Source organism: Streptomyces sp. TN58 (assembly GCF_001941845.1).
In the GTDB taxonomy this organism is placed as follows: domain Bacteria; phylum Actinomycetota; class Actinomycetes; order Streptomycetales; family Streptomycetaceae; genus Streptomyces.
Genome location: NZ_CP018870.1, coordinates 5530518 through 5542193 on the forward strand (window position 1 = coordinate 5530518; position 11676 = coordinate 5542193).

Annotated in this window: 11 protein-coding genes; 1 reads left to right on the forward strand and 10 read right to left on the reverse strand. The window is 74.2% G+C overall.

Features of this window, described 5'->3' with window-relative positions:
- Positions 1-175: 175 nt before the first annotated feature.
- From BSL84_RS25205 to BSL84_RS25250, 9 genes are all read right to left on the reverse strand, one after another.
- The gene (locus BSL84_RS25205) at positions 176-1015 is read right to left on the reverse strand and encodes an SDR family oxidoreductase (protein ID WP_045322603.1); all 840 of its coding nucleotides are present in this window, start codon (positions 1013-1015) and stop codon (positions 176-178) included.
- A gap of 176 nt (positions 1016-1191) precedes the next feature.
- A complete protein-coding gene (locus BSL84_RS25210; RefSeq protein ID WP_075971167.1) occupies positions 1192-2781 on the reverse strand; it encodes a GMC oxidoreductase in 1590 nt (529 codons plus the stop codon).
- Positions 2782-2932: 151 nt separating this feature from the next.
- Positions 2933-3910: a cyclase family protein gene (locus BSL84_RS25215; protein ID WP_234363507.1), complete on the reverse strand. Its 978-nt coding sequence runs from the start codon at positions 3908-3910 to the stop codon at positions 2933-2935.
- Positions 3907-5436 carry a gluconokinase, GntK/IdnK-type gene (locus tag BSL84_RS34905; protein WP_079273288.1) on the reverse strand — a complete coding sequence of 510 codons (1530 nt, stop codon included), beginning with the start codon at positions 5434-5436 and terminating at the stop codon, positions 3907-3909. The genes BSL84_RS25215 and BSL84_RS34905 overlap by 4 nt, the downstream gene beginning before the upstream one ends.
- A 6-nt stretch (positions 5437-5442) precedes the next feature.
- Positions 5443-5883, reverse strand: a complete 441-nt coding sequence (locus BSL84_RS25230) for a DUF7144 family membrane protein (protein WP_075971168.1) — start codon at positions 5881-5883, stop codon at positions 5443-5445.
- 14 nt (positions 5884-5897) lie between these two features.
- A complete protein-coding gene (locus tag BSL84_RS25235; RefSeq protein WP_045322600.1) occupies positions 5898-7265 on the reverse strand; it encodes a chloride channel protein in 1368 nt (455 codons plus the stop codon).
- 39 nt (positions 7266-7304) lie between these two features.
- The gene (locus tag BSL84_RS25240) at positions 7305-7604 is read right to left on the reverse strand and encodes an SHOCT domain-containing protein (protein ID WP_030036284.1); all 300 of its coding nucleotides are present in this window, start codon (positions 7602-7604) and stop codon (positions 7305-7307) included.
- A 124-nt stretch (positions 7605-7728) separates the two neighbouring features.
- The gene (locus BSL84_RS25245; protein WP_234308453.1) at positions 7729-8175 is read right to left on the reverse strand and encodes a DUF6325 family protein; all 447 of its coding nucleotides are present in this window, start codon (positions 8173-8175) and stop codon (positions 7729-7731) included.
- A 369-nt stretch (positions 8176-8544) separates the two neighbouring features.
- Positions 8545-9351 (reverse strand): VOC family protein, encoded by an 807-nt coding sequence (locus BSL84_RS25250; protein WP_075971169.1) that lies wholly within the window; start codon positions 9349-9351, stop codon positions 8545-8547.
- A 175-nt stretch (positions 9352-9526) separates the two neighbouring features.
- On the opposite strand from BSL84_RS25250, the gene BSL84_RS25255 reads away from it, so the two are divergent.
- Positions 9527-10372, forward strand: a complete 846-nt coding sequence (locus tag BSL84_RS25255) for a sulfurtransferase (protein WP_075971170.1) — start codon at positions 9527-9529, stop codon at positions 10370-10372.
- An 80-nt stretch (positions 10373-10452) separates the two neighbouring features.
- Here the strand turns inward: BSL84_RS25255 and sepH are convergent, their stop codons facing one another.
- The gene (sepH, locus tag BSL84_RS25260) at positions 10453-11478 is read right to left on the reverse strand and encodes a septation protein SepH (RefSeq protein WP_030036277.1); all 1026 of its coding nucleotides are present in this window, start codon (positions 11476-11478) and stop codon (positions 10453-10455) included.
- Between the last annotated feature and the right edge of the window lie 198 nt (positions 11479-11676).

Below are 11676 nucleotides of genomic sequence, written 5' to 3' on the forward strand. Positions count from 1 at the left end.
CGGCGGATCAGGGGCGGTCAGCCCGGGTTGTCCGGTGCCGTGGATCGGAAGGCGGAGGAGGGAGTCGACGCGGGGCGCCGGCGACCGACGACAACGCGGCAAGGCGCGGTGCCGGGCAGCCCGGGCCCGGCCCTGATCCGCCGGACACCCCCTGGTGCTGTGGCCGGGCGCCGGGTCAGCCGCCGGAGGCGAAGCCGGGGAAGAGGGTCATGCCGCCGTCGACGTAGAGGGTGGTGCCCACCACGTAGTCCAGGAGGTCGGAGGCGAGGACGACGACCGCGTCGGCGATGTCCTCGGGATCGCCGATCCGGTCGTACGGGATCAGCTTCAGCAGGTCCTCACGGGCCTGCTCGGTCTCCCACGCACTGCGGTTGATCGGTGTCCTGATGGCCCCGGGGGCGACCGCGTTCACCCGGATCTTCCGCGGTGCGAGCTCCTGGGCGAGGGTCTCCATCATCATGTGCACGCCGCCCTTGGAGGACGCGTAGTTGACGTGCCCCGCCCACGGGATCAGCTGGTGCACCGAGCTCATGCAGATGATCTTCCCGGCCGCCCGGGACACCTCGGGCACGACCCCGCGCCGCAGGAACTCCTTCGTGGCCTCGCGCGCGCACAGGAACTGCCCGGTCAGGTTGACGTCCAGGACCTTCTGCCACTGGGCGAGGGTCATCTCGGTGAACGCGGAGTCCCGTTGCAGGCCGGCATTGGCGACCAGGATGTCGATCGTCCCGAACTCCTCGACCATCCGGTCCACCATGGCGACGACCTGGTCCTCCCGGGACACGTCCGCCTCGTACGCCGCCGCGCGCACCCCGAAGGAGGTGATCTCCCGGACCACCTCCTCGGCGGACTCCCGGTCGGCCACGTAGTTCACGACCACGTCGGCGCCGGCCCTGCCGAGCCCGATGGCGGTCGCCTTCCCGATGCCCGAGTTGGCGCCGGTGACCAGTGCCTTCTGGCCCTTCAGCAGGTGAGCCGCAATCACACCCTGCGGTGCGCCCACGGTGGAATCCACGTTGTGCTGCCTCCTCGACGAGCGGGCCCCTGCGCGCCCCGGCCGAGGCCGGCCGGGCCGACCGCCCACGTAATCACCGGCCGGTACGGGGGGACCGCCGGGCGGGTCCCGGTTGGGCCGTTCGGCGCAGGATCTTCCTCCGGTCGGCGCAGGTCGCCGACGCTGCCCGGCACGCGTCAGCCCAGCCGGGACACGAGGTGGTCACCGACCCGCAGGGCGTTGGCGATGGCGGTCAGGGACGGGTTGACCGCGCCGATGCTCGGGAAGAAGCTCGTGTCGACGACGTAGAGGTTGTCGAGGTCGTGGGCCTTGCAGTTGACGTCCAGCGCCGAGGCGGCCGGGTCGGTGCCGAAGCGGACGGTCCCCGCCTGGTGTGCGGTCGCCCCGATCGGCATGCCCTTGTGCAGATAGATGCTGTGCGGCAGCAGGTGGTGCTCGTGCATGCCGAGGTGCCCGAGCATGCCCTGGAGCTTGTGCCGCAGCCGCCTCAGGCCCTCGATGTTGTTCTTCTCGTCGAGCGTGAGGCGGATGGCGCCGCCGGCTTCCAGGGTGACCCGGCTTTCGGGCAGCGGAAGGTCCTCTCCGCACAGCCAGAAGTCGACGGCGTGGTGCGCCAGTACCTCGAAGGGCATGTCCGGGGTGACCGTTCCGGCCCAGCGCGGCGCCTCGCCGTGGATCTGCTCGGCGTCCGACTTGCCGAGCATCTGGACCCCGCCCAGCGGGAAGTCCCAGTCGTCCGAGCCCAGATACCAGTCGTGCAGGGCGAGGGTCTTCTGGAACCGCGTGGGGTTGGGCTCCTTGGACACCGCCATCAGCGCAAGGTTGTTGTGCCGCATGTAGTGCCGGCCCACCACGTCCGAACTGTTGGCCAGCCCCCGGGGATGGCGGTCGTTCGCCGAGGCCAGCAGCAGGGCGGCGGAGTTGACCGCCCCGCAGGAGACGACCACGACGTCCGCGGAGAAGCGGGTCTCGGACCCGTCGGCGAGCCTGACGACCGCCGCGGTGACGGTGCGCCCCGCCGCGTCGGTCTCCAGCCGGACCACATGGGCGTGGGTGACCATCTCGACGTTGGGGTGCTCCAGGGCCGGCTCCACGCACACCACCTGGGCGTCGGACTTGCCGCGCACCAGGCAGGGGAAGCCGTCCACCCGGTCGCAGCGGATGCACACGCTGGAGGGGGCGGCCCGCCCGTCCGCGTCCTGGACGAGGTCGACCCCGATGGGGAGGTGGAAGGGGTGCAGCCCCCTCTTCTCCAGGTCGTCGCTCAACTGCTGGATGCGCGGCTCGTGTTCGACGGGCGGGTAGGCGTACTGGGCGCTCGCCGGCCCCTCGCCCGGGTCCTCCCCGTGCCGCCCGTGCACGCGGTAGAGGTGTTCGGCCTGGGTGTAGTACGGCTCCAGCTCCTCGTACCGCAGCGGCCAGGCGGGGGAGACGCCGCCGTGGTGGCGGATCTCGCCGAAGTCCTCGGGCCGCAGCCGGAACAGCGCGGCCCCGTAGAACTTGGTGTTGCCGCCGACGTAGTAGTTGACCTCGGGCGGGAACTCGTTGCCGTGCCTGTCGAGCCAGAACTCGGGCGCCCGGTACTTGCCCTTGACGAAGACGGCGGTGGACTCCCAGTTGTCGCGCTCCCGCGGCAGGTAGCCGCCGCGTTCGAGGAGGAGCACCCGCTTGCCGGAGGGGGCCAGCCGGTGGGCGAGGGTACCGCCCCCGGCGCCGGTGCCGATGATGATGACGTCGTAGTGGGGAGTGCCGCCCACGTCGACCACCGTCCTTGGGCTCGCGGTCCGGCCCGGCGGGCCGGCACCTGTCACTCCGCGCAGCGGAGGCCAACCATTCCCACCCCTTCGAAGCTAGCCGCCCTTCCACCGGACGGCGACCGGGCCGGGGACGGGCCGGGGACGGACGGCCGGGGCGCCGTCACAGCACCGCGAGCGGGTTGACGGGGCAGCCGGTGGCGCCCGGCAGGCGCAGCGGGGCGACCACGCACAGAAAGCTCCACCGGCCGGCCTGTGCGCAGGCCTCCGCCAACTCCTCGAACTGCAGGTAGTCCATGAGGTGCACGCCCATCGCCTGCACCGCCAGGACGTGTACGGGGAAGGCGACGCCCGCCACGGCGCTGGGCGCGGTGTCGTTGTTGCCGTCGCCGCCCAGCACGGCCACCTCCCGCTCGGCCAGGAACGGCATGGCCCTCGGGTGCAGTCCCGCCCGGGCCCGGGCCGCCTCCCACGCCCCGAGCTGTCCGCGGCGGCGCCGGTGCCCCACCCGTACGAGCAGCAGGTCCCCGGGGCCGACCCGGACGCCTTGGGCGGTCTCGGCGGCCGTCAGGTCCTGCGCCGTCACGTGGTCCCCCGGCTCCAGCCAGGGCACGCCCCGCAGCCGCGGGACGTCCAGCAGCACACCCCGCCCGACGACACCCTCCCGGACCAGGTCCAGCGAGAGCGAACGGACAGCCGCGGCCGCCGCGTCGCCGGCCGGGACGCCGCCGTAGAGCTCGCCGTCGTACAGCACGTGGCCGAGGGCGTCGAGGTGGCTGTCGGCGTCCCCGTGGACGTTCATCGCGAACCGGTCGACCGCGAAGTGCACTCCGCCGGCCCGGGCCTCCCCAGGGGCGGGACCGGTCATGCGGTGCCTCGCGGGCTCCGGGTTGTCCGGGCCCGGCCGGGTCTCGATCGGCGCGGCCAGGGACACCGTTCGTCCGAGCCGGACCTCGGCCGCGGCCGCCGCGACGCGGGCGGGCGTCAGATGCCGCAGTGCCCCCCGCCGGCCGCCGTGCGTGTCCCCGCCCGCGCCGTCGTGCGCGGCGGGCCGGGCCGTCCGGCGCAGCCGCTCGTACAGCGTCCGGAAGTCAGCCGCGCTCATGGGCGGCGCGGCGGCCGGTCCGGGGCGCCCGGTCATCGGATCGCCGCCCCGTCGGCCGCCCCCCACGGCCGCAGGCCCCAGCGGAGCACATGCCCGGCCCCCGGCTCCAGGACCGTGAGCCCGGTTCCGGTGCGGAAGGCGTCCGCCGGGCAGGACATCGCCTCCACCGCGACACCGCGCCGGCGCCGCCCGGGCTGCCCCAGGGTGTCGCCCGTGTAGACCTGCACGTACCGGGTGCCCTCGCCGAGCCACACGTCGGTCCCGCGCCGCCCCGACGGGTGGGCCAGCCGGACCACCGCCCGCCCGGCCTCGTCCCGTTCGAGTCCGGTGAAGGCGGTGTCCAGCACCTGCGCGCCGATGGGACGGGCGGAGCGGAAGTCGTACTCCGTGCCCTCGACGGGCTCCTCGCCCGTCGGCAGGCCGTCCTCGTCGGTGGTCAGCCGGAGGCGGGCCGGCACGGTGAGCAGCGCCGTGTCGACGAGGCCGGTGCCGACCGTCAGGTACGGGTGCTGCCCCACGCCGTACGGGGCCCTCGCGGTGCCCGCGTTGACGGCGCTCACCAGCACCTCCAGGCCGTCGTCGGTCAGCCGGTACTCCGCGTACACCTCCAGCAGGAAGGGGTACCCGGGCTGCGGGTGGAGGGTGGTGCCGACCCGCAACGCCTCGCCGGAGCGGGCCAGCAGCCGCCACGGGACCCAGCGCAGCAGTCCGTGGATCGCGTTGCGGTGCTCCGGTTCGCTCAGCGGGAGTTGCAGGTCCGCGCCGTCGAAGCGGTAGCGGCCGCCGCCCACCCGGTTGGGCCAGGGCACGAGCAGCTGCCCGCGCCCCGAGGTGACGGGCTCGTCGGCGGCGAACCCGTCCAGCAGCGGCACCCCGCCGGCCTCGTACTGGCGCAGCGCGCCGCCCAGTTCGACCACGACGGCACGCTGCCCGCCGCGGCGCAGCTCCCACTGCTCACCCGTGGGGCCCGCGGACCGGTGCGTCTGCTCGGACATGGGAGCCTCCTCAGGCGGAGCGGACGGAGCGGACGGAGCGGACGGGGCGGCGAGGTCCAGGAGGGACAGCGCGGCCTCCACCACGGCCCCCGGCGGCTGGTCGACCTCCACGACCACCGGGTGCTCGTCGGGCTGCGGCTCCTGGAGGTCGGCGAACTGGCTGTCCAGCAGGGCCGCCGGGAAGAAGTGGCCGTGCCGCGCCTCCAGGCGGGCCCGGACGAGCTCGCGCGTACCGTGCAGGTAGAGCAGGCGCGCCCCCGGCCGGCCCCGCAGCAGCCGGTCCCGGTAGGAGCGCTTGAGCGCCGAGCAGGTGACGACCGCCGGGCGGTGCGCCGCTGCCTCCTCGTCCATCCAGGCGCCGATGGCGGCGAGCCAGGGGGCCCGGTCCAGGTCGTCCAGGGGCTGTCCGGCGGCCATCTTGGCCCGGTTGCCCGCGGAGTGGAACTCGTCCGCGTCCCGGTGGGGCCAGCCCAGCCGCTCCGCGAGCAGCCCGGCCACCGTGGTCTTGCCCGAACCGGACACGCCGACGACGAGTACCTGAGTCGGCCGTCCGGCCTCCGCCGGCATCCGGGCTCAGTCCCCCGTGAGACCGGGGGCCGTGCACAGCGCCCAGACGATCAGGGCGTCGACCGCCAGGAGCACCAGGGCCCAGAACGGCGTGTACGGCAGCCACATGAAGCTCGCCACCATGCTCAGGCCCGCCAGCGCCAGACCGACGATCCGGGCCCACAGGGCACCCCTGATCACGGCCAACCCCGCGCAGAACACCACGACGCCCAGGACGAGGTGGATCCAGCCCCAGCCCGTGAGGTCGAACTCGTAGGCGTAGTGCGGGGTGGGGATGAAGACGTCGTCCCGGGCGATCGCCGAGATGCCGGAGAACACCATCATCAGTCCGCCGAAGACCATCAGGAACCCGGCGAAGAGCAGCCAGCCGCTGCGGGCGCCGAAGCCGCCCTTCCGCGAGGCCGGCGCCGCGGCGTTCGGGCGTGCTCCGCCCGCGTGACTCGTCATGCCATGTTCCTTCCTCACTTCGCCCCGGCTGCGGGGGTCGCGACCGGCTTGCCCACAGGAGGGACCTCGGGCCCGGGCGGCAGGAGTTCGGTGACCACGAAGGCGACCACGGCCGCGATGATGACCACGGGGATCATCGCTCCGCTGCCGAGCAGCAGGACGACGAGCACCACGCTGCTGACCGGTAGCCGCAGCGCGCTGGCGGCCGCGGCGGCCATGCCGGCCGCGAGGCCCGGTACGAGGCCCAGTCCCGGCAGCGGCGCGAACAGCACACCCGCGGCGGCGCCCAGGAACAGCGCCGGGAAGACCGGGCCACCGCGCAGGCTGCCCAGGCAGAGGGCGTAGGCCGCGCCCTTGCACAGCAGGACCGCGATCAGCGCCCCGACGCCCCAGGCCTGCGGATCGGCGGCCATGCTGCCCATCACGCCTTGGCCCGACGAGGCCACGTCGACGGGGGAGTTGCCGGTGACCAGGGCGTAGAGCGCGCCGAAGGCGCCCGCCGCCAGGGCGCAGACGGCCGTGTGGGCCACGGGCCGCCGGGCCACGTACACGGAGGCGTACCGGCCGCCTGCCAGTACCAGGTGAATGAAGACGCCCATGACGACCGCCAGGAGCAGCGACCACCCCACGTCGGCGGCGTCCAGCCGGGGGAAGGGAGCCGTGAGATCGAGCTTCAGGCTGCCCGTCGACAGGCCCGTCCAGCGGCCGAAGCCGGTGAACACCAGCTCGCCGACCCCGCTGGACAGCAGCGCCGGCAGCATGATCGCGAACAGCTGCGGCCCGCCGACGCCTGCCACCTCCATCAGGAGCACGGCGCCGACCAGAGGGTTGCCGAAGATCGCGGAGATGGCCGCAGCGGCTCCGGCCGCGCCCAGGATGATCGTGCTCTGCGGGGTCGCGGGCGCCTGGGCCAGGTCCCTGAACAGCAGTGCGAGCCCGCCGCCGAGGGCGATCAGCGGGGCTTCCGGGCCGAGGGTCGCACCGAGCGGCAGGCTGCACAGCGCTGCCAGGATGACGCCCGGCAGGGCGATCGAGGTGGCTCCTGCGGCATGCAGTCCGGACGCGGGGATGTGGCCGCCCGCGCCGGGCAGGCGCGTCACCACCAGTCCGACCAGGACACCGGCGACCAGCAGCAGCGGCAGCGGCCACCACCAGGGGGGCCCGCTCCAGCCGAGCGCTTCCGGGAGGTCGGCCCACACCAGGTGCTCCAGCTGGTGGAGCGAGACCAGGAACCAGAACGCCGCCAGCGAGACGGGGATGCCGATCAGGGCGCAGAGGACGAGCAGTTTCAGGTAGCCGGGCGTGCGCAGCATGTCCCGAAGCCGGTCGCCCTCGGCAGGTTCCTCGGCCGGTGCCGGCGGTGGCGTACGAGGTGCCGTCATGGGGTCATCCCCTTCCGTCCCCCGTGACCGACCGGCCTGTCAGCCGAGGAGCCGGCTCTTCTGCCGCGTGAACTCCTCCTCGGTGAGCAGCCCCTGGGCCTTCAGCTCGCCCAGCTTCTGCAACTGGTCGAGCTTGCTGCTCATGTCGTCGCCGGCGGGCGGGGGCGCGGCGGCCGGAGCGGGCGGCGCGGCGGCCTGCTGCTGTTCGTAGGCCTGCTGCTGTTCGTACTCCTGCTGCGACCAGCGGCCCGCCTGCCGCCGCGACACGCGGTTGGAGACCGCGGTGGCGGTTCCCGCCACGACGGCCGTGCGGGCGATACCGCGAAGAAGTCCGGGCATGGAGCGTCATCTCCCAGGTAGCCAGGGGGCGGACGGCCGCGCCGCGCGGCCGTCCGCGGGTCGTCATGTGCCGCGGGCCGGAGGTCCGGGGCGCTGCCCGGCGCCTGCCGGCCGCGGCCGGGGCTCACGCCTCCATCGCGTCAAGCGAGGCCAGCAGCGCCTGCACCGGGATCCGGCCGCCGGCCACCAGCTGGGCGCCGCCGCGCCGCAGGGCCCGGGCGAAGGGCGCCGCCCAGACGTTCTCGTACACCAGGATCCCGGCGGAGTTGCCCGCTTCCAGGGCGGCGCCGGCCTCGTCGAGGTCGTCCTGGCCGAGCAGGCCCGAGGCCGCGCCCTCGAAGACGGTCAGGTCCATCTCGCCGCCGCCGGCGTCCTTCAGCTCCAGGGCGACGACCGAGCCATCGGCCTCCTTGCGGACGAAGACCAGGTCGAGGATGCGGATGATGCCGCGGTCGACGAGATCCACGAGCAGGGGCAGGCCCTCACCGGTCATCCTGCTGCCCGGGAACTCGACGATCAGGTAGTCGACGGGCCCCATCGTCTCGATGTCCTCGTTCATGTCGTCGCTCATCACCACTCCTCACGTGCGATGCGGTGGGGGTGACCGCGCCGTGAGCCGCCGGCACCGGGGGCGGGGCGGCCCACCAGCTCATTGCAGCACCCCCACGATGCCTTCGCACCTCCGGCCGCCGCGGGCGGCGGCCGGGACCGACGGCGACCGTGAACGGCGTATGGCGGTCGTGTGGCGGGCCGCCCCGCCCCCTTCACCGGGCCGGCCGGTGCGCCTACGGTCGCACCCGAAGCGCCACCACGACCGTGTGCCCGAGTGGCCCAGGGGCGGGACTGTCCGACGAGGTCGAGCGCGGCGGCGACGACGGCCCGGTCGTGGGCGTCCGGTCCGCGCCAGCGGTCCCGTCCGGGTGGCGGGGCCCGGCAGACGCTACCTTGACGACACCCCCTCGGGGGTGTTCGGGCGTACGAGGGCGAACACCGCGCCCTCCGGGTCCGCCACCGTGGCCTGCCGTCCGCGCATGCCCTCGCGGGGCGGGTCGACGAGGCGCCCGCCGAGCTCCTGGACCCGCTGCGCGGCCGCGTCGGTGTCCTCCACCGCGAAGTAGACCAGCCAGTGCGGACCCCGGTCGTGCGGCAGCGAACGTCCCACGCCGTGAACGGCGGCGACGGGCCGGCCCCCCAGGTTCAGGGTGAGGTGGTCGAAGTCGTCCGACGCGACGGCGTGGGCCTTCGCCTCATGGCCGAACACGTGCTCGTAGAACTTGCCGACCGTCGAGGTGTCCTGGGTGATCAGCTCGTGCCAGACGGGGGTGCCCGGCCCGCCGTGCGGCCGGGTACCCGGGCCGGGCTGCGCCTGCCACAGCCCGAAGACCGCCCCCAGCGGGTCCGAGCAGATCGCCACCCGCCCCGCGGCACCGGCGTCCAGCGGTCCCACCGCGACGGTGCCGCCGCACGCCCGGACCGACTCGGCGGTCGCGCCGGCGTCGTCCGTGGCCAGATACGTGGTCCAGGCCGTCGGAAGGTGCCCGTCGGGCGGCATCTCGCCGATCCCGGCCACCTCGTGGCCGTCCAGCACCGCGCGGACGTAGGGGCCGAGCTGCTCGGGCCCGGGCACGTACTCCCATCCGAACAGGTCGGCGTAGAAGTCCTCGGTGCGCCCCAGGCCGTGAACCATGAGACTCACCCAGCACGGGGTGCCGGGCGTGCGCCGGGTTGCTTCCGCTGCCTCGGTCATGTCAGCCGTCTCCTCCGTCGTGCCGTCGCCGGAGCCGATGGTTTCACTCCGACGGACGCGGCGCGCCCCGACCGGGCCGCATTCCGGCGGTCCGGAACGGAGTTGACCGGATCAGGGTGCCCCTCTGATGACGGCCCTGTTACGCGCGTGGCGGGCGGGGAGGAAGATGGCCGCCATGACTGCGAAACATGCGATCCTCTCCGCCGCCGATCTCCGGGACGAGCTGGCGGGACCCCGCCCGCCGGTGCTGCTGGACGTCCGCTGGCAGCTGGGCGGCCCCGACCAGCGGCCCGCGTACGAGGCCGGACACCTGCCCGGCGCGGTGTACGTCGACCTCGATCGCGAACTGGCAGGTCCGGCCGGGTCGGGCGGGCGCCACCCGCTGCCGGACACGGAGGCCTTCGGTGCGGCGATGCGCAGGGCGGGGGTCTCGGCCGAGGCGCCGGTGGTCGTGTACGACGGCGGCCAGGGCTGGGCGGCGGCCCGAGCGTGGTGGCTGCTGCGCTGGACAGGTCACCCGAACGTGCGAGTCCTGGACGGCGGCCTGGCCGCGTGGACGGAATCCGGCGGCGCCCTCACGGCTGAGCGAGTGATTCCGCTTGAGGGCGATTTCAAGCCAAACCCTGGCGTGCGCGGGCTGCTCGACGCCGACGCGGCGGCGCGACGGGCCCGGGAGGGCGTCCTGCTGGACGCCCGGGCGGGGGAGCGGTATCGCGGTGAGGTGGAGCCGATCGACCCGGTGGGCGGCCACATCCCGGGCGCACTGTCGGCCCCCACCACCGAGAACGTGGGCCCCGACGGCCGCTTCCTGCCTGCGGACGCGCTGCGCAGCCGGTTCGAGGCGCTCGGCGCGACGCAGGGCACCCCGGTGGGCGTCTACTGCGGCTCGGGGGTCTCCGGAGCCCACGAGGTGCTCGCCCTGGAGGTGGCCGGCATCGAGTCCGACCTCTACGCGGGCAGTTGGTCGCACTGGTGCACCGACCCGGCCCGCCCCGTGGCCACGGGCCCGGAGCCCCAGTAGGGGCAAGGCCGGCCGGCCCTGGCACCCGCCGCCCGCCGGTCCCGTAGCCGGCAGCCCGCCGCCCCGGACGGCGGCGGGCGCTACTCCTGCTTCTTGCGCCGGGTACCGAAGACGATCTCGTCCCAGCTCGGGACCGCCGCACGGCGTCCGGGGCGGACTCCGTCGGCTTCCGCCTGCCGGTCGGTGGTGCCCGTCAGCCGGTCGCGGTGGCCCGCCACCGTGCGGGGCATCAGGACGTCGGCGTACGCGGCGCCGGCGCCGGCCGACGCGGCGGGAGCCGGCGGCTCCTCCGCCTCGGCTTCCGCCTCGGCCGGCTCGGTGCGCTCGGGGACGACCATGTCGCCGCGGAAGCTCGGTACCGCCTCCAGCAGGCTGGTCAGCGAGTCCCGCTCCTCCTCCGGCTCCGGTACGGGCGCCGGCCGCGGCTCCACCCGCTCCAGCTGCCGGTCCAGGGCGCGGTCCAGCGGCCGGTCGCGCGGCAGGCGCGCGATCCTCGGCACGAAGGGGAAACTCGGCTCGGGAGCCGCCGGCAGGTCCTCCGACTCGCCGATGAGGGAGCGCGCCTCGTCGTCCACGGCCACGACCAGCCGGCGCGGCGGGTCGTAGGTCCAGCTCGCCGAGTGCGGCTCGCCGGCGACCCGGTAGACGAGAAGGACCTCCCAGGTGCCGTCGTCGCGGCGCCAGGAGTCCCACTGGACGGACTCCTTCTCGGCCCCGCGCAGGGTCAGGCGTTCCTGCACGGCCTCGCCGAGCTGCGGCCCGGTGTTCTCGCCGGGGCGGCGCACCGGGGTCTTGCGGGCCCGCTCGGCCATGAAGGCGCGCTCGGCGAGCACGGGGCCCTCGAAGCGGCGTACGCGGTCGACGGGGATGCCGGCGAGCTGGGCGACCTCCTCCGCGGAGGCACCGGCTCGTATGCGCGCCTGGATGTCGCGGGGGCGGAGGTGGCTCTCGACCTCGATCTCGATCTGGTTCAGACGCGCGCGGTCGTTGCGTACGGCAGCCCGAAGCCGCTCGTCGATCGGAAGCGTGTACTCGGTGCTGTCCGCAGCCTTGAGCACCAGTCGTGTGCCGTCATTGGAGACGGCCACGACACGCAGTTCGGGCATGGGGACCTCCCGGGTGGTGCCTGCCGACGTCACGTGCGTCGCTGCTTCCGCTAGTCGAGTGTGGCCTGCCCGGGTGCAGCCTGCCACAACCTTGCCGAGTTAAACCGGCGTGTCGGGCATGCGCCCTTGATCGCCGTTATGGCACGGTTACCTGTTGAGCACGCACAGTGACCGGACGGTTACTGTGCGCAGCAGGAT